The sequence below is a fragment of the Phycisphaerales bacterium genome (assembly GCA_020852515.1).
GTDB lineage: Bacteria > Planctomycetota > Phycisphaerae > Phycisphaerales > UBA5793 > UBA5793.
Genome location: JADZAS010000011.1, coordinates 150,966 through 173,980, shown reverse-complemented (window position 1 = coordinate 173,980; position 23,015 = coordinate 150,966). Strand labels below are relative to the sequence as shown.

Here is a 23,015-nt window from a genome sequence, read left to right as displayed (position 1 = left end):
GGCCCCCGAATTCCACCAAAAGGGCCGGACTCAACCAATTGAAGCCGTTTTCCGCTTCCGGACGCTCGACGCCAAGCGTAACAGTACCCGCCTGCCGGTCGATCCGCCACGAAACCTCGGGGAAAGGCGGCTCAAACTACTCGTCGTCGCCCTCGGGAGGACCCGCCTGCGTGCCGGTGAGCAGTTCCTCGCAGCGCCCGCACCGCTCGCCCGCCTCCCAGCAGCCCTCGAGTATGCCGCAGACGGCCTGGTCGATCTTCGCACAGATGCGCTTCAGGTCGATCGACGCGAAGTCGAGCACGCCGCGCTGACTGGTCCGGGTGAGCCAGTACTCCGCCGTGCCTTCGGGCTCGGGTCCGAAGCGATCCGCCGCCGCCATGTAATAAATACCCAGTTGCAGATCCGCCTTGCTCGGTTCGAGGCGGGTCCTGGTGGGCTTGCCCGTCTTGTAGTCGATGACGTGGATGCCCGCGTCATCGAGATCGATGCGATCGATGCGGGCGGTGATGTAGTGCGTCTGGCCGTTGCACAGGTAGGGGAAGCGAATCCGCTCCTCGGTGTACAGCACGTGCAGATTCGGCGAGTGCATGCTGTCGTGGTACAGCCGCAGGGCGCGCTCGATGCGCTCGGCCATTTCGTGCGAGCGGATCTCCTCGGGCGGCCGCATCTCGTCGTAAGCATCCTGGCCGATCTTGATCAGGTCATCGATGTCGGGCAGCGCAATGTGGTCGGGGTTGTTCTCCGCCTGGCGAAGGCGCTCGTAGAAGAACTCGAGGCTGCGGTGGATGATCGAGCCGAAATTCGCGGCGGCGGCCTGCGCCTCGGGCACGCCCACGACGTGGCGCAGCCAGTAGCAGCGCGGGCAGCGGAGGTAGAGATCGAGTTCTGAAAAGTTGAGTTCGAGTGGCGATTTGGGGCCGGGGATCAGCGGCACGAGCGGTTCATCGCGCTCGAGCGTTTCAACTAGAGCTTCAAGTGTCGCGCGGTCGCCCGGGTCGGCCGCGGCGAGCACCGCGCGCAGTCGCGCCGGCGATTCGGCCGCCAGCACCGGCAGTTGCAGCGCGGCAGCGCGCAGCCGATCCCGCAGCGCCGCCAGTTGCCCGACCGGCAGAGCGGGATCGCTCAGGTCGTGCAGCAGGCTAAAGATCTCGCTGCGCAGGTTCAGTTTCAGCCGGTCGCGAACCGAGCGATTGGGCTTGCTGATCTCGCCGCCGACGCCGAGTTGAGTCGCCTCGAGCGCGGCATCACCCGTCGCGGCATCGAGCATCTCCAGCGGCAGGGTGTCGCTTGCCGCCGCCTCGATTTCGTCCCAATACACCGAGGGAGAGCACTTGCGCCCCGAATCGTGCATGGCCTGCGCCAGCAGCACGAGGCGCCGCCTCGCTCGCGTCATGGCGACGAAGAACACGCGCCGCTCATCGTCGTCGTGCGTCGAGGTCTGGCCGCGCGTCAGCTCGTCAGGCAGCAACTGCTCGTCGCGGCTGGATCGGTTCATCGTCGGATAGCCGAACTGCCCGTTCACGCGCGGGATGAACACCGTCTCGAACTCGAGCCCCTTGGAGCCGTGCGCCGTCAGCAGGCGCACGGCGTCGCGATCGGAGAGTTCAAAACCCGAGTCGAGCCGCGACTCGACCGACGCGGGAATCGAATCGAGCGAACCGTTGGTGAGATCATCGAGATACGCGATGAATTGCCCGACGCGGCGCGGCGGGTCGATGTTGCCCAGCCGTTCGCTCACGAACGCCAGCCACCGGCCGAGTTGCTCGACACGCGCGCGGTGCTCGATCGAGTCCACCGGATCGATCGTCAGCGCGCCCGTTGCGTGGATGATGGCGCGCGTCAGGGTGTCGGCCGGCTGGCTCAGCGCGACTTCGGCCAGCTGCAGGTACTGCCGGGCGAATCTCTCCGCGGCTTCCGTCGGCCTGCGGCTGATAATCCAGTGCACGAACGGGCGCGACGCGGCGTCTTCATCGCCGGCGCGGGCCGCTTCCGCCGCACCGCGCCGATGGGCCAGCGACCACGCCGACACAGTCGGCAGATCAAGATCATACGGCGGCCGCAGCAGCAGGCGCGTCAGCGCGGTGTCTTCGTGCTCGTCGGCCAGCAGCCGCATCCACGAAAGCACGTCAGCAACGGCTGGATGCTCGAACGCCTGGCCGCGTTCGGGCATCTCGACCGGGATCTCAAGCACCTGCAGCGACGCGGCGATCCTTTCCAGGTCGGTGTTGGATCGCACCAGCACGGCAAAGTCGCGATACGCCGCGCCGTCCTTGACGGCGTTCTGAATCATGCCGCCGATCACCGGTCCTGCGCCCGACGTGCCGCGGTAGCGCACCATCTCGATCGGTTCGTCCGCGTCTCGATTCACGCCGGCGGCGACGGTGGTCTTGTCCGGGGCGAACCGGTCGCTGCAGCCGCGGATGATCACGTCGGCCGCCGCGAGAATGACCGGAGACGATCGGTAGTTCTGGGTCAATGTGATGGTGCGCGTGCCGGCCCAGTGCTCGGCGAAGCGTCGGAAACTGCTCTGCATCGCCCCGCGGAAGGCGTAGATCGCCTGATCGTCATCGCCCACGACGCACAGGTCGTGCTCCGGCCCCGCAAGACACTTGAGCAGTTCAACCTGCGCGGGGTTCACATCCTGAAACTCATCCACAATGATGTGCCGGTAGTCGCTGCGCACGATGGCGCGAAGGCTCGAGTGTTCGCGCAGGATCTGCAGCGGCAGCGTCTGCAGATCATCAAAGGTCACGACGCCGCGCTGCCGGCAGAGGCGTTCGTACGCGTCGTAGAGTCGCGCCAGGCTCATGAAGCGATCCGCGCGGGCCTGCTCGGCGATCAGGTCTTCGCCGGCGAGTTCCGCCTCGTTGTCGCGCGCCCGGGTCATCCACTGCTGCGCGTAGTCCAGCGCGGCGGCGGGAAAGATGGCGTAGTTTCGCGCCTCGCTCACGAAGTCGAGCGCCACGGGCACGACCGAGTATGGGTCGTAGAACCACTTCTCCCGGCCGACACCCGTCTCATCCACGACACGGCGCATCAGCGCCTTCTGCTGCGCTTCGTCGATGTGATCGGGCTCGGAGCGCAGGCCGGCCCGATCGCCGAACTGCCGCACGAGCCGAAGGCCGAAACTGTGAAAAGTCGAAGCCACCAGCCGCTCGGCGAGCGAAGGCGAGCCGAGCATCGACGCCAGGCGGGTGCGCATCTCCTCGGCGGCCTTGTTCGTGAACGTCAGGGCGAGGATCGTCTCGGGTTCGACGCCATCTTCGTTGATGAGCCGGCAGATGCGATGGGTGATGACGTGCGTCTTGCCTGTGCCGGGCCCGGCAAGGACAATGAGCGGTCCTTGGCGGTCGTAGACCGCTTCGCGCTGCGCCTCGTTGAGCGGCAGCCTCGCCGCCGCCTCGATCTCCACCAGTTCATCAACCATCGGCTCATTGTAACCGATGGCCACCGATCAGAGCAGGCGAACCAGCGCCAGCGCGGTGCGCGCGGCGGCGGCCCAGATCTCCTGAGGCTGCTGCATCTGCGCCACCTGCTCGGCGAGCTCCGCCCGGATCCGGCGCGACTCGGCGAGGTCAAAGTCCGAGCCAATCGCGGGTCGATCCAGTCGGCTGGCGAGCAGATTGAGGCCCGAGGTCAGCGCGCGATCCAGCCGCTCACCCGCCTGCTCGTGCCGCGCCAGTCGCCGCTCGAGCGTGAGTAGCGTCACCTGGTCGGCGGCGAACTGCTCAAGCAGCGATCGCATGAGCGCGGCCTGCTCAGGCGCAAGCGTCACCGGCCCCGTCGAGTCGAGGACGATGGCCAGGGCGCTGGCGTCAATGTCGGTGATGTCGTGGTTCACTGGTCATTGCTCCTTGTGGTTGTGTTCGCTTGCGCATCTTGGGCGGGCATCAGCGCTTCGATGAGTTCTCGCGTCGCGGAGCGCAACTGCTGATCTTCAATCAGACGGGAGGTCTGGATGGCGGCGGCGCGCCATCGCATCGGCTCGGCCCGGCGTGCGGCCGTCGCGCTTCGCACTGCAGCGGTGAGTTCCACGGCTTCATCGAGCAGGACCCGGGCCGCTGCGCTGCGGGACTCAAGCCCTTCGAGCAGTGCGCGGCGACTCTCCTGCAGGCGCTGCCAGGGCGCGAAGCGCTCGATGAGGCGCTGCTCGGCCGCCTGACGCGGTTCGGGCGAGAGATCAGCCGCTGCGGCCGCATCCGAAACGAGCCTCAGCGCCTGCTCAGGCGAAAGTCGGCCGCTTCTGATCTCCTCGACCACGGCGTTATCCGAGCCCTCGCGCAGCACGCGCTCGATGAGCGCCTCATCGGGCCGTCCTGCGGCCGACTGCAACGCATCGAGGTCGAGCAGCAGCGCCAGCCGCAGGCGCTCGGCCGCCGCGTCGCACACGGTCTCGGCCAGGGCGGCGGTCGTTTCGGTTGCGTCCGTTTCATGCGCCAGCACGCGCCGGTGGATGTCATCAAGCGCATCGAGCGCGGCTGTCGAACTCGCGGGCGGCGCTGCGCAGGAAGGTGCGATGAACAGGGCTGCCGCGAGGGACACCGTGTGCATCGCCGTGGCCATTGAGGCGAGTGGACTTCGATTCATGGTCGTGCTCCGTTTGAAGGGCCTGCAATGACCGCAGGATGGAGCACGGGCGAGAGAATGCAAGAAGCAATCGCGGCTGGCGGCGCAAACTCGCCGGAGGCGGCGCATTTGCAGCCGCCGCGTGCGCACGGAAGCGCGCCGGCAAATGACATCCCCCGCCTCGCGGGCGACTGCCTGAGCAGCGGCCGGCGAAACGGGGGATGCAGTGATTCAGATCAGGTCAGATGGATCAGGGAATCGGGCGGCGGTTGAGCCGGGTGGGCCGATCCCAGTACCACGCGTTGATCCAGTCTTCCCAGAACATGCGGCTGTCATAGTTGAAGCGGCGCGTGATGCGACCGGCCGTGTCATCGGGACGATCGGTGACGGTCAGCAGTTCGGGCGTGTGGTCCCAGAAGACTTCGTCGTTGACTTTCTGGGGATCGACGCGGCTGGCCTCTTCGAGGCTCGCCTCGTCATTGGATTCGCAGCCGATCATCGCGGCGGCAAGAACCCCGATCGTGAGAAGACGGAAACACTTGGCGTTTCGTGACATGGCTTTTCTCGCTGGGTTGGGATGGCGCTCTTCCACCGCACGTCAGACTGTGTTCTAGCCCGCGCCCGGCGGCGTGTCAACCAGACCGTGCCGGGCCAACTGCTCAGCCGGATGCTCACCAGGGCGGACACTGGTCGCAAAATCGGCTGGAAAGGCATCGAATGTCGCGCACCGCCGGGCGAACGGCGTAAGATGTCGGCGGATCGCTTTGCTGCGTCGGCCGGGCGGCTCGTGCCAACATGCTCGAACCGTTTCCAGCCCCATGGGAGCACGATCTGAGTTTCGGGGCGAAAACCAAGCCTCCAAAGAGTGGAAGGTTGCCGCCTCCGAACCGTGCGCCCACCTGCAAATGGGGTTCGAGCGTCTTGCCCGACTGCTCGGCCCGATGCGACAGAGATTCAACAGGACCTGCCCCATCGGGCGGGTCTTTGTTTTGAGCGAGAACATCCGCATCGGCCGGCCTTACGATTGCCTCGGCATGGCCCACGCTCCTGAACTTCCGGCCCAGACCGTTGAGCGGATCGTCGATTCGATCCGGCTGACCGTCAACACGCGCCACCTCGCGCCGACGCACCTGCCCAACACCGACACGATCATCCGCCTGCTCGAAGAGATTCGCGCGCTGATCTTCCCGGGATTCTTCGGGTCGCGCACGCTCAGCGCCGAGTCGCTCGCCGGGCACGTGCGCGACGCGGCCGAGCGCGTCGCGGCCGACCTGTGCCGGCAGATCGAAGCGTCGCTGGCCTACATGCAAGGGCTCGATCGCGGCGGCGAAGGGGGGCGGGGCGGTTCGTGCCAGCAGCGGGCCCGCGAACTGACGCTCGCATTTCTCGATCGCCTGCCCGAGATCCGCCGGCTGCTCGCGCTCGACGTGCAGGCGGCGTACGACGGCGACCCGGCGGCGCGGCACACGGATGAGATCATCTTCTCGTATCCCGGCGTCAAGGCGCTCACCGTCCACCGGGTGTCGCACGAGCTCTACCGCCTCGACGTGCCGCTGCTTCCTCGCATCATGAGCGAACACGCGCACGCCATGACCGGCATCGACATCCATCCCGGCGCCAGCATCGGCGAGGCGTTCTTCATCGACCACGGCACGGGCGTGGTGGTGGGGGAGACGACGCAGATCGGACGCCACTGCCGCCTGTACCAGGGCGTGACGCTGGGCGCGCGGAGTTTCCCGACCGACGGCGGCGGCCGCATCATTCGCGGCAACAAGCGGCACCCGACGCTGGGCGATCGCGTCATCGTCTACGCCGGTGCGACGATCCTCGGCGGCGACACGGTGATCGGCGACGACTGCGTGATCGGCGGCGGCGTGTTTCTCACGCGGTCCGTCCCCGCGGGTTATGTCGTGCAGGCGTCGCGGCCGGAACTGCGCGAGCGGCCCGACCCTGCGTCCGGCCCGTTCGAGTGGGGCGGCTCGGGTATCTGAGCGACAGCGCCGTGGTGGACGCGAACGGCTCGCCGGCGGGGATCGGATCGTCCGGGGGGCTGTCAATGGCGCGGGGCGACGACTATGATCGCATCCGGCCGCCTCGCGCGGCCGCACGGGGCGTAGCGCAGCTTGGTTAGCGCGCTTGACTGGGGGTCAAGAGGTCGGAGGTTCAAATCCTCTCGCCCCGACTTCCGCGAAGAACAAGCCCTTCGACGAACAGTCGGAGGGCTTTTTATATCCAAAGCCCAAACATTTGCGGTTCAATCCGTGGTGTTGAGTGATCAAGATCACACACTTCTCAGCAAGCGGTTGACGGGATTCGAACTTTTCGTCCGAACTGATCAAAGCGACCCGATGGGGCCCGCGACCCCGCGTCCGGAGTCGGTCATAGACGGAGTCCCCACGAGCATGCGTTCCTGTTCCACGAGCGATCTACAGTCGTTCGATGAGCCGCTTTTGGATCAGCATTGCCAATCGAAACCCTTTCCGTGCATTTCTGCTGGGCTTGATCCTGTCTCAGGGCGTTCCGTTGGCCATGGCACAGTCGCCGCCCGACTCCAAGGACCAATCTTCCGCGCAACCATCCCCCGCCAAAGAGAAGGTGTCACCCGTCGCGGCCCGAGTAGACATCGAGCCGGTGGCGCGCGATGACCAGATCCGCGACCGTCTCGAGCGCATCCTCATCGCGACTGGCTGGTTCCACGAACCGAGCGTTCACGTGGAAGAGGGCGTGGTCTTCCTCCGCGGCCGAGCGGAGACAGATGCACTTAAGGAGTGGGCAAGCAGCCTGGCCGGCAACACACAGGGCGTCGCCGCGGTCGCCAATCAGATGACCGTCAAGCAGTCGTCGCCATGGGATTTCAGCAGCGCGGAATCGGGCCTTTCCTCGGTGTGGCGGGACCTCCTGCGCGCGCTTCCCTTGCTGATGCTGGCGCTGATCATCCTCGCGGTTTCGGCCTTGGTTGCTTGGGTGACAACGTACGGCGTCCGCATTGTTCTCAGGCGCCGCATCAACTCTCGACTGCTCCGTGGATTGTTCGCCCGCGGGGCTGGTGTGCTGGTCATGGTCGCGGGCCTCTACATTGTGCTCCGTATATCGGGCCTGACCCAACTGGCTCTCACGATCATTGGCGGCACGGGCTTGATCGGGCTCGCGGTCGGGATCGCCTTCCGTGATATCACGGAGAACTACCTGGCCAGCATTTTCCTGAGCGTCCAGCGGCCGTTCCACACCGGCGATCTGGTCGAGATCGCGGACGTGACCGGTTACGTCAGGCAGCTCAACGTCCGCACGACCGTCTTGATGGCGCTGGACGGGACGTTGTGTCAGTTGCCGAACGCGAAGGTGTACAAGAGCGCTATCCGCAATTATTCGAGCAACCCCAACAGACGCGAAGACTTCGTCGTCGGCATCGGATATGACGACCGCATCGACTACGCGCAGGAAGTTGCGCGCCGAGTCCTGTCGGGTCACCCAGCGGTTCTGAACGACCCCGAGCCATGGGTGCTGGCGGAAGAACTGGGAAAGGCCACAGTGAACCTGCGAATCTACTTCTGGCTGAACGGCCAGAAGCACAGCTGGCTCAAGGTCCGCTCGTCGGTCATCCGGCTGATCAAGCGAGCCTTTCAAGACCACGGCATCTCCATGCCCGACGAAGCCCGGGAGGTCATCTTTCCGCAGGGCATTCCGGTCACCATGCTTTCCGATTCGCCTGGTCCAGCGCAACCCGACTCCACGAAACGCGATCCCGCCCAACTGCACGCAGCGCCGGCCGAACACATCGATTCCACTCCGGAAGCCGTCGTCACGGCGGCGGAAGGCGGCCTCTCCAGTGAGGCGGACACGCTCGATGAACAGGCTCGACTGGCGCACCAGCCCGACGATACGGTAAACCTCCTCCGCGGCGGCTCCGATGACAAGCCCACTTCCTGACGATTCGCTGCGCGAAGGTCGGGCGCCTGGCTTACGGGGCCGGCACCATCTTTCTCGGTGCAGCGCACCGCATGGACCGCGGGGCATCCTCATCGGAGCTCTGTTCAATCAACTGTTTGGCTGTGGATGACATGCGAGCGAAGGAGGTGCCGTCGTCGTGAAAGGGCGATTTTTCAAGTACTGGAGTCGCATTCGTTCCAGTTTCTGGTTTCTTCCGGCGTGCATGGCCGGCGCCGCCGTGGCGTTGGCATTCGTTGGAGTCACCGTGGATGAACCGCTGACGGAGTGGTTGGCGCTCAATCTGGGCTGGACGTTCACCGGTGGAGCGGAAGGGGCGAGCGCCGTGCTGGGCATCATCGCCGGGTCGATGATTACCATCGCCGGTGTGGTCTTCTCGATGACCTTGGTCGCACTGTCGCTGGCCTCGTCTCAGTTGGGGCCCCGTCTCCTGCGCAATTTCATGAGCGATCGCACCACACAGGTGGTCCTCGGCACCTTCATCGCCACCTTCCTGTACTGCTTGCTCGTTCTCCGCACGATCCGCCGCGCGGAGGAGGTCGCCTTCGTCCCGCACCTGTCGGTCACCCTCGGCGTACTCCTCGCGGTGGCGAGCGTTGGAGTGTTGATCTACTTCATTCATCATGTTTCTGTTTCCATCCAGGCCAACGAGATCGCCGCGCGGATCGGCAAGGAACTGGTCGGGAGAATCGACGATCTTTACCCCGAACACATCGGACGGGGAGCGCCGACGATCCCGGCGGAGCCACCCGACGTGGGCTTCCTGGAGGCGTTCGACAAGGATGCTCGGCCAGTCGGCGCGAACGGAGACGGCTATCTCCAGTTCATCGACGGTGCGGCTTTGCTGGCGCTGGCGATGGAGGAGGACTTGGTGATTCGACTGGAGCGAAGGCCTGGAGACTACGTCGTTGCCAGTTGTCCTCTGGCGCTGATCTGGCCAGAAAGTCGAGCGACCGACCGGCTGACCGAGCAGGTCCGTTCCCATTTCGTCCTGGGCAACCAGCGGACTTCCGACCAGGACATCGAATTCGGGGTGAACCAGCTGGTCGAGATCGCGGTCCGGGCCCTCTCCCCCGGGTTGAACGACCCGTTCACGGCGATGATGTGCGTTGACCATCTGGGATCCGCCCTGTGTCGTTTGGCGACACGAGCTATGCCGTCGCACTATCGCCATGACCACCAGAATCAGCTTCGTGTGATTGCGCCTGGCCATACCTTCCCGGAGGTCACAGACGCGGCGTTCAACCAAGTTCGGCAATACAGCCGCTCCAGCGCTGCGGTAACCATCCGCCTGCTGGAAACGATCGCCGTGGTCGCGGGATTCGTACATCGACCAGAGGACCGCACCGCGCTCCTGCGGCACGCTGAAATGATCGCCCGAGGGGCTCTGAAGGGTCTGCCCGAACGAGAGGACCGCCGGGCGGTGGAAAATCGCTGCCAGTCGGTAATCCAGTTATGCAGCGAAGCGAGAGCAAGTGGCCGCTGAAAGCACATCCGAAGGGTCCGCCGATGCAGGGCAGTACAGTCGCTGCCGAGCCCGGCTCGAAGAACTTGCCCGCATGATCAGCGGATTCATCAATGGGCTTGACAAGCGCAGCGAGTGATCGATCTCGGGCAAAAACGAACACGCCCCGCGAGTTCTCGCGGGGCGTGCTGGTGTTCAGAGTTGGCGGCGACGATCAATCGTTGAAGTCGCGGCCGCGGATGCCGTGCTTCGTCGCGCCGTAGTAGTACTGCAGCGGATCGCCCGGCTGGAGCGCCTCATCGGTCCATCCCATGCGGTTGGTCAGAGGGATGTACAGTTTCGGGTTGTAGGTCTCGGTGATCGAGGCGGTGCGCTTGTCGGCGCTGCCGTCGAAGAAGAGAACCGTGGCCTGGAGATCGCGCTCGTTGTAGCCGTGGGTCGGCTGCTCGTGGAACGAGTTGACTTCCCACACATACACCTTCTGGGTGGGGAACTTGACTTCTTCCTTGCGGAGATAGCGGCGACCGGCCGTGTTGACGTTTGACGGGCCGTTGTTCGCCTGATTGCTGTTGTTGTAGTGCTGATTTTCGACGAGGATTTCTCCGATGCGGGCCTCGGTGAACATGGTGGGATCCCAGAAGGCCGCATCGCTCATCAGATAGGAAATGCGGTGAATCGTGTTCTGGAACTGGTCCCGGGTCTCCTTGGCCTTGACGGAGTAGAAGCGGTCATCGGGGCAGAAGAAGACGTCGTCGTAGACGGCCTTGGAGGTTTCCTGCTTGGCAACGTACTTGGCCATGGCGCAGAACCAGTAGCGGTTGAGGGCGCCGTAGTGCATGACGCCGTTGCCCAGTTCAGGCGGCCAGCCGAACAGCTCGGCCCACGTCGGGCTGAAGTGCGGGCGACTTCCCTTAATCAGTCCGGTGTTCTGCGCGAAGATGGTCTCGCAAACCGTGCCATTGGAGATGACGCCGTTCCACTCCTGGCTGTAGGTCTCCAGGCCGATGCCGATGTTGCGCAGGTTGCCCAGGCACTTGGTCGCGCGGGCGGCGGCTCGAGCCCGGGCCAAGGCCGGCAGGAGAAGGCCGATGAGCAGGGCGATGACGGAGATGACCACGAGCAGTTCGATCAGGGTGAATCCCCGCTTCGATCTGCCCCGCGCGAGGCGCCGTGAGACGTGGCTGAGCATGGCAGTGACCTTTCGTTTGCGTTCTTCGATCTTCAACCGTTGAATAAGACCAGACCCCTCATCGGACGGCTACACCACTTGCCGCCCGGGGCCGTTTCTCGTCAAATCGCGCCTACTTCCGCTGGCGGAGTGCAGGCTGGACCTCCGGAGTTCCGCTTGTGCGTTCGGATCCGGCAGGCAGCCGCAAGTTGGCGCACCCCGATTGATTCTAGGGGTCAGGGGCATGAGTTCCAGCCACCTTCTGCCGAAGCGGCGCAGAAAAAGGGACGTTGGCGCGGAAGGCTACGCATCGCCGCCGTGAGCGGTTCCGGGCAATGTCGAGAAAGCCGTTCATTGGCTATGCCGCTGGCTCAAGAAAGGGGTTGCCAGCGGCCCCAAGTCAGGACGCGTGAGAGGATGGCGCATCGCCGAGATCGCAGAGCAACCCGTTGTCGAGCAGAACAGCGTGGTGAGAGGAGCCTGCCTCTGCGCTTCCACGCGGCAGCCGCGTCCCAGAGCGGCAGACCGCACTTCCGATCCCGTCCCAGCCCCGTTAACGGCGCACGCCCCGCGAAGGTATCGCGGGGCGTGCTGGTGTTCAGAGATGGCGGCGACAATCAGTCGTTGAAGTCGCGGCCGCGGATGCCGTGCTTGGTGGCGCCGTAGTAGTAGTGCAGCGGATCGCCCGGCTGGAGCGATTCATCCGTCCACCCCATGCGGTTGGTCAGCGGAACGTACAGCTTCGGGTTGTAGTTCTCGGTGACCGAGGCGGTGCGCTTGTCGGCGCTGCCGTCGAAGAAGAGAACCGTGGCCTGGAGGTCACGCTCGTTGTAGCCGTGGGTGGGCTGCTCGTGGAAAGAATTGACTTCCCACACATAGACCTTCTGGGTGGGGAACTTGACTTCTTCCTTGCGGAGGTAGCGTCGACCCGGCGTGTTGTAGTTGGATGGCCCATTGGAGGCGGGGTTGCCGTTGCCGTTGTTGTAGTGCTGATTCTCGCTGAGGATCTCGCCGATGCGGGCCTCGGTAAACATCATGGGATCCCAGAACGCCGCATCGGTCATCAGGTAGGAAATGCGGTGGATCATGTTCGCGTACTGGTCGCGCGTTTCCTTGGCGCGGCCCGAGTAGAAGCGGTCATCGGGGCAGAAGAAGACGTCGTCATAGACGGCCTTGGAGGTCTCCTGCTTGGCGATGTACTTGGCCATGGCGCAGAACCAGTAGCGGTTGAGCACGCCGTAGTGCATGTTGCCGTTGCCCAGTTCCGGGGGCCAGCCGAAGAGGCGGAGCCAGTCGGCGGTGTGGGCCGGGCGGCTGCCGGGGACCATTCCGTTGTTGGCGCTGAAGGACAGTTCGATGGCCGTGCCGTTGGAGACGACGCCGCCCCACTCCTGGCTGTAGGTTTCGAGGCCGATGCCGATGTTGCGCAGGTTACCCATGCACTTGGTGGCGCGGGCGGCGGCGCGGGCGCGGGCCAGAGCGGGCAGAAGCAGGCCGATGAGCAGCGCGATCACCGAGATCACGACGAGCAGTTCGATGAGGGTGAATCCCCGCTTGCGGACCGCGCTGGTGTTGAGACTGAGTGGTTTGAAGTGCATGCCGTCCCCTTTCGAGTGTCCTATTGACCTTGGGCTGTCCTGCCGAAACCGTTTGACACAGCCCGGGTGGTTCCGTCGAAACCGCAACGCAGCGCGAGTCCTTCGCACCTCGCGCTCCATCTGCCCGACCTGTTCTGACGCCCCGGACGCACGAGCGGCCGGAACGGGAGATACCCACGAGCCCGATCCTCACCCTGCCCAGCGGAATCGCTGACGGGGAAGGACCGTATATTGATTGATTCTACCTCAGAATTCACAGGTTTGAAGCGGAAAGTCGGAATTTTTACCAAAAGCCCGCAACCGGTCCAAACCACGGCCGCCGATGCCGGTCTGCCACTCGTAAAATCATTCGCAGCAGTCACTTGTCGCTTAGCAGGGCCTGCCGGCCTGGCCCGGCCAGCCCTCGCGCAGGAACCGACCGTTCTCGTGGAACACTTCGCCGTCGGCGGCGATGCGGCCGCCCTGGCGCAGATCGCAGACCATGTCCCAGTGCAGGCCAGACTCGTTGGTGTTGCCCGATTCGGGATAGCCCGCGCCGACGGCGGCGTGGAACGTGCCGCCGATCTTCTCGTCAAAGAGAGTGTTCTTCGTGTAGCGGGTGATGCCGTAGTTCGTGCCGATGGCGATTTCGCCCAGGCGGCGCGAACCCTCATCCATGTCGAGCATGCGGTGGAGGAACTCTTCGCCCTTGCTGGCGCTGGCGTCGATGACGCGGCCGTCCTTGAAGGTGAGCCGGATGTCGTGCACTTCGCGGCCGCCGTGGACCGCCGGGAAGGAGTAGCAGACGGTGCCATTGACATCCTGCGGGCCGGTGAAGACTTCGCCATCAGGGAAATTCTCGTGGCCGTCGCAGTTGATCCACGTGCCGCCGTCGATGCCGACGCTCAGGTCGGTGCCGTTGGGCGCGGTGAAGTGCAATTCGCGCTTGTTCTGGAGGTAATCGCAGACGCGCTGCTGGGCCTGCGAAATGGTCTTCCAGGCGGCGATGGGGTCGGGCTGATCGAGCAGGCCGGCGGAGAAGACGAAATCCTCGTACTGGCGCAGGCTCATCTCGGCGTCCTGAGCGCTGCCGTGGGTCGGAAAGAGCGTGCCGACCCAGCGCAGCGACTTGTCGGCGGCGCGCTCCATGAAACGCTTGGAAATCGGCTTGCGGGCGGCGGCCTGCATGGCCTGCCGGGCCGGGTCGATGGCGCTGAGGGACTTGGTGTTCAGGTCGGCCCAGAAGCCGATGTGCACGTCAATGGTTTCGACGTGGTGCGTCTGCAGCGGCGAGATGAACTTGAGCTGCTCCTCGCTGGCTCGCTCGAGGAAGAAATCGGCCAGCGCTTCGCTCCGCGCCTGCCAGAACGGATGCCCGCCCGCCGCCAGCACTGCCTCGTAGGTCGCCTCGATGAGCGGGAACGCCGCCGGATCAGCCGCGATGGCGACGATGTCGCCCCGGCGCACGGCGGTCGAGTACTGGACGAGGACTTGAGCGAGGCGGGTGAGGCGTGGGTCGCGCACGTGGGGCTCCGGGGTCGTGAGGGGGTGGGGGGGTGACGCGGAGAGTGTAGGGGAATCGGCACTGTTTTGGCGTCGCGGGCCGAGCGGTCTCGAACTTGCCTTACAATCTGACGGCGGGGCGGCGCGAGGTCAAAACCTGCCGCCGCCGCCGGTCATGGAGGTGCCTTATGCGCCACCGGATGTTTGCTGTGTTCGCCTTTGGACTTGCCCTCGCGGGCGCAGCATCGGGCGCTGCGGGGCAGGAGTATCGCCTCAAAGTGGCCGGCTGGTGTCCGGGCCAGATCGTGGTGGAATGGACCGGCGGCACGCCGGGGCGCCAACAGGCCTTTGTTTATTCGCGAGAACGCGGCTCCGTCGTTATCCCTGGCGGACCGTGCGCGGGAAACATCCTCGGACTCGGCGAAGATCAACTGCAGCTGTATGCCAGCCGCGATAACCGGGGCGGCAACGGCCGGGTAGAGGTACTCGCGGGCGGAGCGTGCGGCGGCTACCTGCAACTCGTCGAAGGTGGAACCTGCCGCACGAGCAACGTGTCGACGATGCCGTGATGAGCGGCTCGACAAGGAGGATTCCCGTGAAGCGCTCACTCGTTGCAGTGCTGTTGAGCATCGCTGCTGTCGCTCTTGATGCTGGTCGAGCGGCGGCGTGCATGGGCGACTACACGTTCACGTTGACAGGTACGTGTCCGGGGCGCCTCACGCTGGAGTGGAGCGGCGCGACGCCCGACCACGTCCAGGGGTTCATGTGGGGAACGGATCAGGGACATCTGCTGTTGCGGCGCGGGCCGTGCGCTGGAACGGTCCTGGGTCTGGGTCGGGGCGACTGGGTTTATCTCGTTAAGGTGCTCGGGACCGGCAGTGGGAGCGGCGTCGTGCACGCCAACGCGGGAAACGTTTGCCGTGGATTCGTTCAACTCATCGAGGGCGGCACGTGCAGGACGAGCAACGTGGAACCGGTGCCATGACTAGTTTGGACTGGAGGCAGATATGAGAGTCCCGGTATTGACCGCAGCCATCTGTTCGGCGGTGTTGAATGGGCATGTCGCGGTTGCCCAGGACTACACGCTCACCCTCACCGGCCAGTGCCCGGGCCGCATCTGCATGGAGTGGAGCGGGGCGACGCCGAATCATCGCCAGGGCGTCGTCATCGCGTCGCGCCTGGGCCGCACCATCATCCCCACCGGTGGCTGCGCGGGAACGGAACTGGGCATCCAGGACAACCTCTGGCTGGTCTACGTCATCGGCACCGAAAGCGGCGAAGGCAAGCGATACGGCAACGCCGGCTCACACCCGTGCGGCTGGCAAATGCAACTGGTGGAGAGCAGGACCTGCCGCGTGAGCAACACAGCGCAGTTCCCGTAAGAGCGAACGCACGATCTCACCCCATCGCCGCGGCGCGCTGGTCTTCGTCATCCGGTGCGATGCGGGTGATGATTTTGGCGCCGACCGCATCGCCCCAGACGTTGATTGTCGTGCGGCACATGTCCACGATGCGATCCACGCCGAGGATGATCCCGATCGACCAGATCGGCAGTTCGGGTTTGCCCGTTCCCGCCAGCGACGTGTTCACCGCCTGGATGACGATCACCATCGTGACCAGCCCGGCGGAGGGAATGCCCGCAGCGCCGACCGCGGCCAGCGTTGCCGTCAGCGCGACGACCGCGAGGGCTTCAAAGCCCAGTTCGATGCCGAACACCTGGAAGAGGAAGACGACGGCGACGGCCTCATAGAGTGCGGTGCCATCCATGTTGATCGTCGAGCCCAGGGGCAGCACGAATCCGCTGGCTCGCTTCGAGCACTCGCCGTCGGTCTCCGCGGTCCGGATGGTAACGGGCAGCGTGGCTGAGGATGAGTCGGTGCCGAAGGCCGTCATGAGCGCCGGCCGCATGCGCCACATGAAGCGATACGGGTTGGTGCGGCCGAACAGGAACAGCACGAGCGGCAGGGTGAGAAAGCCGTGGATGATGAGCCCGACGATGACCACGATCATGTACTTGCCCACGGCTGCGATGGCCTCGCCGCCGAGGCTGGCGATCGTCCACGCGACGAGGAGGAACACGCCAATGGGCGTGAGCCAGAGCACCCAGCCCACGAGCGTCATGATCGCTTGAAAGAAAGCCTCGAAGAAGTCCACGGCGGGCTTGACCCTCTCGCCGAGGAACCCCAGCGCCAGGCCGAAGAGCATCGCAAACGTGATGACCGGCAGCGGTTGGCCCTCCACGGCGGCGCTGAGCACGTTGTCGGGAATGACCTGGCGCAGGATGTTGCCCCACGCGCCGCCGAGATCCTTTGGCCCGCCTTCGATCTTCTTCTTCGGGCTGCTGTCGGAGTTCTCGAACGTCTCGCGCACCTGGTCGAAATCCACCTTCTGGCTCACGCCGTCGCCGGGCCGGATGGATGTCACCAGAAACGCCCCGAGCACCACCGCCACGAACATGGTCGCGAAGTAGTAGACGATGGTCGTCGTGCCCACGAGGCCGAGGCGGCTGGGATCGCCGATCGACGTGATGCCCACGACGACGCTGGCGAACACGAGCGGGATGATGAGCATCTTGAGCGGGCGGATGAGGATGAGATCGCCGGCCGTGGCGAGCCACGCGATCTTCTGGCCGATTTCCGCGCCCGTCAGGCCCTGCGAGTCGAACCACTTGAGCAGCAGGAAACCGACGACCACGCCGGCGAGCAACCCGGCAAAGATGAGGATGTTGAGCAGTTTGTGACCGCGCATGTGGCCTCCACACTGGGACTTGGGGGCGGGACTGAGGTCGCGGGTCGACGTCTTGAACGCTGGTCAGGACACGATCGAGTTTACAGCCGAGAGGCGTACTGATCGACCGCGGCGCGAAACGAAGTGAGTTCCAGGCCCAGGTGCGACTGAACGCGCCCGGTGTCGCAGGTCGAATCTTCCTGACTCATGATGACCTGATCGACGTTGAAAGGCAGCATGGAGCCGAGCCCGGCGGCGGCGGCCAGCGTCGCCATGCCCCGCGCCTTCCACGCCGGAATGCCGACGATGCGCTTGCTCGAGCCCGGTGCGATGGCGTCGCGGAAGATGGTGAGCATCTCGCGCCACGACAGCCGGTCCGGCCCGCCGATGGGGTACACCTCGCGGATGGTGCGCTCGGTCTCGATGGATCGGGCGAAGGCCTCGGCGAGATCGTTGATGTAGACGGGCTGGACGAAGTGCGCCGGGCCGGTTCCCATCGGCCCCGAGCCGAAGTAGGGGATGAAGACAAACGGCGGGGCCGTGCCGCGCACCCACTTGGCCACCATGCCGGTGAACTCGCCGTCGGGCCCGTGAATGAGCGACGGCCGGAAAATGGTCCACGACAGGCGGCTGCGGCGGACGATTTCTTCGGCCTCGAACTTGGTGCGGTGGTACGACGCCGGGGCGTGAGGCCGCGCGCCCAGCGCCGACATGTGCACGTAGCGCAGCACGCCCGCCGCCTCGCAGGCCGCGACGACATTGGCCGTCGCCTCGACATGCAGGCGGTGGAAGGTGACCTGGTAGCGCGGCTCCTCGGCGATGATGCCCACGAGGTGAATGCACGCATCGACCTTGTCCACCAGCCGGTCGAGCGAGGCGCGGTCGAAAACGTCGCCCTGGATCGGCTTGACCGAGCGCGGCAGCTGGCCGGTTTTCGACGCATCGCGCACGAGTGCTCGAACGGCGTGGCCATGCTCGAGCAGCGCGCGGCAGATGTGCCCGCCGACGAAGCCGGTCGCGCCGGTCATCGCGACGGTGAGATTGCCCGCGGTGCGGACGAAGGCGGGCTGCGGCGCTTCAGCCGGCTCGGTGGCAGTCTCGGGTGCGTCGGATTGCGGTGCGGGCTCGGTTTTGGACTCGTCGGTCATGAATCCCTCGCGGCCAGGGTCGTGCTGAATGGTTGGCTGGGAACGGGTTGATCGCCGCAGACATCCACCACCGGATGGGCGGGTGCATGATATCGCGCCGCCGGCGTGCCGCAAAGCAGATGGAAGGGTTGCGGGCGGCTACTGCGCTTCCTGCGCTTCGCGCACGGCCTGGGCGATGTCGGCGAGGCTCAGGCGCGCCATGACATCCTGCATCTCGCTGCTCTTGTAGAAGTCGTAGACGAGCGGGTTCTTCTGCAGGCGCCAGAGCGCGAGAAAGTTGCCGCTCGACGCCGCCATGAGATCGTCGTAGGTGGCGGCATCCTGGATCATCTTCTGGAAGGTCTCGGACCCCTGCAGGTGATCGATCTTGAGGTTCTCGACGGCCTTTGCGCGCACCTGTTCATCCGCCGAGGCGATCTCGACGACGCTCATGAGCGAATCGCTGCCGCTGCCCACCGCGGGGATCCAGCGCACGATGGCGCTGTTGAGCATGCGGGCCGGGCCGGTGTCCTCGCGCGTGAGGATTCCTGCGGCGGCGCTGCCGCGCAGCGCGAAGTAGAGGCTTCCGAGCCAGACCATGACCACGGCCATGAGCGTGCAGACCGCCGCGCCCGCGATGCGATCGATGCGGTGCGGCTCCTTGGGCAGTTGTTGGCGCACGAAGAACTGCAGGACGTACCCGCCGGCCAGGCCGATGACCATGGGCAGGATGAAGGGCCACGCCAGGCCGGTGCTGATGACGAACTCGCTGCGATAAAGCAGGCCGCTGAAGAGCCACGTGAGCAGCGAGGCGAGAATGAGTGGGGCGAGGCGGTAGGCGATGCGGATGCCGCCGCGCCAGTACCCCAGCGCCCCCATGCCGCACGCCACGATGATGAGGATGAGGTAGGTCATGCCATGCTCCGGGCGATTGTACGGCTGCGGCGGGGCCGCGGATGCATCAGGCGTTTGCCGTGCTTCGCGCCCAGATCGAGAGGGTGAGCAGCGTAAAAAGGCGCTGGCCGTGGTCGCGCTTGCCGGCCATGTGCTCGTCGATGAAGCGCTGCACGGCTTTGCGATTGAGTTCGATCGGGCCGAAAGGCTCGGCGGAGTTGAGGTGATCGAGCAGCAGCGTCTTCATGCCCGAGCCCTTGTGCGGCAGGTCATCATGGCGGAACCACTCGCCGATGGGGATGGCGAATCCCATCTTGGGCCGGTCGACGCACTCTTTTGGCAGATATTTGCGCGCGATGCGGCGGAGCAGGCCCTTGCGCTCGCCGCCGGGGATGAGTTCATCGACGGGCATGGCGAGCACGGTGGCAGCGAGATCGCGATCGAGGAACGGGCAGCGGACTTCAAGGCCGCACGCCATGGAGGCGGTGTCGGTCTTGCGCAGGAGGTCGTCGGGGAGGTAGTGAGAGAGATCGAACCGGCGCAGATCGCTGATTGCTTCGGAAGGCGCCGGCAGCTCAACCGGTACACCCATCGCAGCGAGACCATGCAGCACACTGTGATCTTCGTCAATCGAGCACGCCCATCTGCCCCGTCTGATGTGTGGACCGAGCGCCTTGAGTTGCTCGAGTGTGAAGATTGCCTCCATGCCCATGACGCCAAGCACAGGAAAGTCGCGGGCCATGTCTGCAAGGCGAGCGAGTTTGTTGGCGTGGGATTTCGGATGCCGCCGGTGCAGAAAGTTGGTGGGAAGCAGGCGAAGCCACTGCCAGTACCTCGAGAGAACCGGGGCGGCAAGGTATCGCTCGTAGCCGAGAAATAACTCATCGCCGCCGTCTCCCGCGAGCGCCACCTTAACATGCTGCCGCGCCGCCCTGGACACCCAGTATGTTGGCAACAGAGATGAATCGCCAAAGGGCTGGCCGAGTGTGTTGATGAGATGAGTGAGGTCTTCCGCCGGGCTGATGGCCACATCGAGCGTCTGGTGATCCGAGCCGATGCGCCTTGCAACCTGTTCGGCGTACGCAGATTCATCAAATCGCGCATCCGGCATACTCACGGAGAACGTCATCAGGTCGGGTTTGCGCCTTCTGGCAAACCATGCGATGAGAGAGGAGTCGACGCCACCCGACAGGAAGCAGCCAAGTGGAACGTCCGCCTCAAGTCTGCGGGCCACCGCCTGATCCAGCAGAGATTCGATTTCCGTGGCGTTGTCTCCGGGTTTCGCCCGTCCTGGGCCCGCTTTACCGACTCTCGTTTGCGCACGATCCGCGATGGAAGTCAGTGCGCGCCCGCTGCCGTCGAAGATCGTCGAGCCATTCGGACTGGCCGAGGCGATATCGATCGAATCAGGCCCATGAAACTGCGCGCAGACGTACCCAAACGTGAGTTGCGGGATCAGCCAGTGTTCACGACACCAGTCGCCGCACACGGGGTCAGGTGGCGGGATCGTCTGCAAAGCCGCTGCGTCGCTGCCGAATGCGAACACCGGTACGAACAGCGTGTGTTCGCCTGCTTCGACCGATTCCGTCGCACGGTAATACATCGGTTTTTCGCCGAAGCGATCGCGCCCCAGAACCAGCACCCTGCGAACATGATCCCAGATCGCCAGCGCGTACATCCCTTCGAGTTGATCGAAGAGCTCTTCACCCCATTCGCGCCACCCGTGGATCAGCACCTCCGTGTCGCTGTGATCCGTGACAAAGTGGTGCCCCTTCGCCTCCAGTTCCGTTCGCAATTCGCGGTGGTTGTAGATGCAGCCGTTGAAGACGACGGCGATAAGGCCCTCGCGTTCACTTCGGCCGTGCTCACTGACCATCGGCTGCTTGCCGTCCTCATGGTCGATGATCGACAGCCGCCGATGCACGAAGGCGACCTCGACGCTGCGCTGCCGGCCCTGTTCATCGGTGAACGTCACGCGATCGCGAAATCGCCCCGCGCCATCCGGCCCGCGGTAGGCGATGCGCGCATCGATCGCATCGAGCCACTCCTCGGGAATGGGCTGGCCGTCGGTGCGCAGGATGCCGCCGATGCCGCACATGCGGAGAAGTCTAACCGACCCGAGTCCGCGCGCTCACTCCGGCTTCAACCGAATGTTCAGCTCGTCGAGTTGCTTCGCATCCACCGTCGAGGGCGCCTGCATCATCAGGTCCGCGCCCGTCTGCGTCTTGGGGAAGGCGATGACATCGCGGATGTTGTCCGTTTTGCACAGCAGCATGACGAGGCGGTCGAGGCCCATGGCAAAGCCGCCCAGCGGCGGGCAGCCGTAGGACATCGCCTCGATGAGAAAGCCGAATCGATCCTTCGCCTCTTCATCGGAGATGTTGAGCAGTTTGAAGATCTTCTGCTGCACCTCGGGCTGGTGGATACGGATCGAGCCGCTGACCATCTCGTGGCCGTTGATGACGAAGTCATAGGTCTGGGCGGTGATCTTGTGCGGGTCGGTTTCGAGCAGGTGGAGCTGCTCAGGCCGCGGCGCGCAGAAGGGGTGGTGGGCGCTGTCCCAGCGCTGGTCTTCCTCGTTCCAGAGAAACAGCGGGAAGTCCACAACCCAGAACATGGCCCACTGGTTGTCGGAGGCGAGCTTGAGTTCGTTGGCCAGTTTGCGGCGGAGTTCGCCGAGCACGCGATTGACGACGTCGAGCTTGTCCGCCGCAAAGCAGATGAGATCGCCGTCGTTGGCGCCGAGCGTGGCGATGAGTTCGGGCGCGACGGCGTCGAGGAACTTGGCGATGCCGCCTTCGAGTTTGCCGCCTGCCGTGACCTTGGTCGTCGGCAGGCCGCCCGCGCCGAACTGCCTGACCCACTCGGCCAGCGCATCGGTCTGCTTGCGCGAGAACGACCCCGCGCCGGGCACGGCGATCGCCTTGACCACGCCGCCGGATTCGACCGCCGAGGTGAACACGCGGAAGTCGCATTTCTTGGCGATGGACGTGATGTCATAGAGCTTCACGCCGTAGCGCAGGTCCGGCTTGTCGCTGCCGTAGGTGTTCATGACTTCGTCGTAGGTGAGGCGCGGAATCTCGCCGACCTCGACGTCGAGCAGCTGCTTCCACACCGCGCGGATGACCTGCTCGAACGCGGCGAACACGTCATCCTGCTCGACGAACGCCATCTCGACGTCCAACTGGGTGAACTCCGGCTGGCGGTCGAAGCGCAGGTTCTCATCACGGAAACACTTGACGATCTGGAAGTATCGGTCGAAGCCCGACATCATCAGGATCTGCTTGAGAATCTGCGGACTCTGCGGCAGCGCGTAGAACGTGCGCGGCATGAGGCGGCAGGGCACGAGGAAGTCGCGCGCGCCCTCGGGCGTGCTCTTGCACAGCACCGGCGTCTCGATCTCGCAGAAGCCCATCTCCGTCATCGTGTTGCGGATGATCTGCGTCACCTTGTGGCGCGTGCGGATGATCTGCTGCATGCGCGGGCGGCGCAGGTCGATGTAGCGGTAGCGCACGCGCGTGTCTTCCGAAACCGCTCCGGTGTCATCGCGCGATTCGTCCGGCAGCATGGGCGGCTTGGCGCACTTGTTGAGGCGCTCGGTTTTGCTCGCCACGACCTCGATCTCGCCGGTGGGGATCTTCGCGTTGACGCTCTGCCGCTTGACGACTTTGCCCTGGGCGGCGATGACATCTTCGCGCCGGTACGTCGCGGCGAGGTCGTACATCTCGCGGCCTTGGTCGGGGTCGAAAACGAGCTGCGTGACGCCCGTGTGGTCGCGGACGTCGATGAAGATCAGGCTGCCGTGGTGGCGATAGGAATCGACCCAGCCGTTGAGCGTGACGGTCCGGCCGACGTTTTCGGCCCTGAGTTCGCCGCATTTATGAGTGCGTTTGAGCATGGCGAAGATGGTACGCGCGGGCCGGGGGTTTTGCGCGAGGGGAAAGGAGCGGAGCATGGGCGTCCCGTCCGTGCGAAATGGGGCGAAAAGGACCCAAAGCGCGAACGAGCGTGATCACATTGCGATGTCTCGTCCGCTCATGCCC

At 64.8% G+C, this 23,015-nt stretch carries 18 protein-coding genes and 1 tRNA gene; 7 read left to right on the top strand and 12 right to left on the bottom strand.

Annotation, left to right across the window (positions count from 1 at the left end; genetic code table 11):
- Nucleotides 1-136: 136 nt before the first annotated feature.
- The 4 genes from IT430_05515 to IT430_05500 all read right to left on the bottom strand — a co-directional run bounded on the left by IT430_05515 (nt 137) and on the right by IT430_05500 (nt 5,122).
- Nucleotides 137-3,427, bottom strand: coding sequence for an ATP-dependent helicase (locus IT430_05515; GenBank protein ID MCC6907381.1), 3,291 nt, complete (start codon nt 3,425-3,427; stop codon nt 137-139).
- Nucleotides 3,428-3,454: 27 nt separating this feature from the next.
- Nucleotides 3,455-3,841: a hypothetical protein gene (locus tag IT430_05510; protein MCC6907380.1), complete on the bottom strand. Its 387-nt coding sequence runs from the start codon at nt 3,839-3,841 to the stop codon at nt 3,455-3,457.
- Complete coding sequence (locus tag IT430_05505; GenBank protein ID MCC6907379.1) at nt 3,838-4,587, bottom strand: hypothetical protein; 750 nt, start codon at nt 4,585-4,587, stop codon at nt 3,838-3,840. Before IT430_05505 ends, IT430_05510 begins: the two co-directional genes overlap by 4 nt.
- Before the next feature lie 229 nt (nt 4,588-4,816).
- Nucleotides 4,817-5,122 (bottom strand): hypothetical protein, encoded by a 306-nt coding sequence (locus IT430_05500; GenBank protein ID MCC6907378.1) that lies wholly within the window; start codon nt 5,120-5,122, stop codon nt 4,817-4,819.
- A gap of 478 nt (nt 5,123-5,600) precedes the next feature.
- Here IT430_05500 and IT430_05495 point away from each other — a divergent pair, with 478 nt between their 5' ends.
- The 4 genes from IT430_05495 (at nt 5,601) to IT430_05480 (ending at nt 9,997) form a co-directional block, all read left to right on the top strand.
- Nucleotides 5,601-6,557 (top strand): serine acetyltransferase, encoded by a 957-nt coding sequence (locus IT430_05495; GenBank protein MCC6907377.1) that lies wholly within the window; start codon nt 5,601-5,603, stop codon nt 6,555-6,557.
- A gap of 116 nt (nt 6,558-6,673) precedes the next feature.
- Nucleotides 6,674-6,748 (top strand) — tRNA-Pro (locus IT430_05490).
- 257 nt (nt 6,749-7,005) lie between these two features.
- The gene (locus IT430_05485; GenBank protein ID MCC6907376.1) at nt 7,006-8,493 is read left to right on the top strand and encodes a mechanosensitive ion channel; all 1,488 of its coding nucleotides are present in this window, start codon (nt 7,006-7,008) and stop codon (nt 8,491-8,493) included.
- A 157-nt stretch (nt 8,494-8,650) separates the two neighbouring features.
- The gene (locus IT430_05480; protein MCC6907375.1) at nt 8,651-9,997 is read left to right on the top strand and encodes a DUF2254 domain-containing protein; all 1,347 of its coding nucleotides are present in this window, start codon (nt 8,651-8,653) and stop codon (nt 9,995-9,997) included.
- 193 nt (nt 9,998-10,190) lie between these two features.
- On the opposite strand, the gene IT430_05475 is transcribed toward IT430_05480, so the two are convergent.
- The 3 genes from IT430_05475 to IT430_05465 all read right to left on the bottom strand — a co-directional run bounded on the left by IT430_05475 (nt 10,191) and on the right by IT430_05465 (nt 14,245).
- On the bottom strand, nt 10,191-11,165 hold the full coding sequence (locus tag IT430_05475; GenBank protein MCC6907374.1) for a prepilin-type N-terminal cleavage/methylation domain-containing protein: 975 nt from the start codon (nt 11,163-11,165) through the stop codon (nt 10,191-10,193).
- A gap of 596 nt (nt 11,166-11,761) precedes the next feature.
- On the bottom strand, nt 11,762-12,742 hold the full coding sequence (locus IT430_05470; protein ID MCC6907373.1) for a type II secretion system protein: 981 nt from the start codon (nt 12,740-12,742) through the stop codon (nt 11,762-11,764).
- 369 nt (nt 12,743-13,111) lie between these two features.
- Nucleotides 13,112-14,245 carry an aminopeptidase gene (locus IT430_05465; protein ID MCC6907372.1) on the bottom strand — a complete coding sequence of 378 codons (1,134 nt, stop codon included), beginning with the start codon at nt 14,243-14,245 and terminating at the stop codon, nt 13,112-13,114.
- Nucleotides 14,246-14,412: 167 nt separating this feature from the next.
- On the opposite strand from IT430_05465, the gene IT430_05460 reads away from it, so the two are divergent.
- The 3 genes from IT430_05460 to IT430_05450 are packed head-to-tail and all read left to right on the top strand — an operon-like array spanning nt 14,413 to nt 15,606.
- Complete coding sequence (locus IT430_05460) at nt 14,413-14,793, top strand: hypothetical protein (protein ID MCC6907371.1); 381 nt, start codon at nt 14,413-14,415, stop codon at nt 14,791-14,793.
- 26 nt (nt 14,794-14,819) lie between these two features.
- On the top strand, nt 14,820-15,209 hold the full coding sequence (locus IT430_05455; GenBank protein MCC6907370.1) for a hypothetical protein: 390 nt from the start codon (nt 14,820-14,822) through the stop codon (nt 15,207-15,209).
- 37 nt (nt 15,210-15,246) lie between these two features.
- Complete coding sequence (locus IT430_05450) at nt 15,247-15,606, top strand: hypothetical protein (protein ID MCC6907369.1); 360 nt, start codon at nt 15,247-15,249, stop codon at nt 15,604-15,606.
- Nucleotides 15,607-15,622: 16 nt separating this feature from the next.
- Here IT430_05450 and IT430_05445 read toward each other — a convergent pair whose 3' ends face one another.
- From IT430_05445 to aspS, 5 genes are all read right to left on the bottom strand, one after another.
- Complete coding sequence (locus IT430_05445; protein MCC6907368.1) at nt 15,623-16,972, bottom strand: dicarboxylate/amino acid:cation symporter; 1,350 nt, start codon at nt 16,970-16,972, stop codon at nt 15,623-15,625.
- A gap of 80 nt (nt 16,973-17,052) precedes the next feature.
- Nucleotides 17,053-18,099: a complex I NDUFA9 subunit family protein gene (locus IT430_05440; protein ID MCC6907367.1), complete on the bottom strand. Its 1,047-nt coding sequence runs from the start codon at nt 18,097-18,099 to the stop codon at nt 17,053-17,055.
- 138 nt (nt 18,100-18,237) lie between these two features.
- Nucleotides 18,238-18,993: a CvpA family protein gene (locus IT430_05435; GenBank protein ID MCC6907366.1), complete on the bottom strand. Its 756-nt coding sequence runs from the start codon at nt 18,991-18,993 to the stop codon at nt 18,238-18,240.
- Between the two features lie 46 nt (nt 18,994-19,039).
- Nucleotides 19,040-21,070, bottom strand: a complete 2,031-nt coding sequence (asnB, locus tag IT430_05430) for an asparagine synthase (glutamine-hydrolyzing) (protein MCC6907365.1) — start codon at nt 21,068-21,070, stop codon at nt 19,040-19,042.
- 33 nt (nt 21,071-21,103) lie between these two features.
- Complete coding sequence (gene aspS, locus IT430_05425; protein ID MCC6907364.1) at nt 21,104-22,870, bottom strand: aspartate--tRNA ligase; 1,767 nt, start codon at nt 22,868-22,870, stop codon at nt 21,104-21,106.
- Between the last annotated feature and the right edge of the window lie 145 nt (nt 22,871-23,015).

Coding starts and splice junctions, on each gene's coding strand:
- IT430_05515 (MCC6907381.1), bottom strand. CDS start 3,427: ATGGTTGATGAACTGGTGGAGATCGAGGCGGCGGCGAGGCTGCCGCTC.
- IT430_05505 (MCC6907379.1), bottom strand. CDS start 4,587: ATGAATCGAAGTCCACTCGCCTCAATGGCCACGGCGATGCACACGGTG.
- IT430_05500 (MCC6907378.1), bottom strand. CDS start 5,122: ATGTCACGAAACGCCAAGTGTTTCCGTCTTCTCACGATCGGGGTTCTT.
- IT430_05495 (MCC6907377.1), top strand. CDS start 5,601: ATGGCCCACGCTCCTGAACTTCCGGCCCAGACCGTTGAGCGGATCGTC.
- IT430_05485 (MCC6907376.1), top strand. CDS start 7,006: ATGAGCCGCTTTTGGATCAGCATTGCCAATCGAAACCCTTTCCGTGCA.
- IT430_05475 (MCC6907374.1), bottom strand. CDS start 11,165: ATGCTCAGCCACGTCTCACGGCGCCTCGCGCGGGGCAGATCGAAGCGG.
- IT430_05470 (MCC6907373.1), bottom strand. CDS start 12,742: ATGCACTTCAAACCACTCAGTCTCAACACCAGCGCGGTCCGCAAGCGG.
- IT430_05460 (MCC6907371.1), top strand. CDS start 14,413: ATGCGCCACCGGATGTTTGCTGTGTTCGCCTTTGGACTTGCCCTCGCG.
- IT430_05445 (MCC6907368.1), bottom strand. CDS start 16,972: ATGCGCGGTCACAAACTGCTCAACATCCTCATCTTTGCCGGGTTGCTC.
- IT430_05440 (MCC6907367.1), bottom strand. CDS start 18,099: ATGACCGACGAGTCCAAAACCGAGCCCGCACCGCAATCCGACGCACCC.
- IT430_05435 (MCC6907366.1), bottom strand. CDS start 18,993: ATGACCTACCTCATCCTCATCATCGTGGCGTGCGGCATGGGGGCGCTG.
- asnB (MCC6907365.1), bottom strand. CDS start 21,070: ATGTGCGGCATCGGCGGCATCCTGCGCACCGACGGCCAGCCCATTCCC.
- aspS (MCC6907364.1), bottom strand. CDS start 22,870: ATGCTCAAACGCACTCATAAATGCGGCGAACTCAGGGCCGAAAACGTC.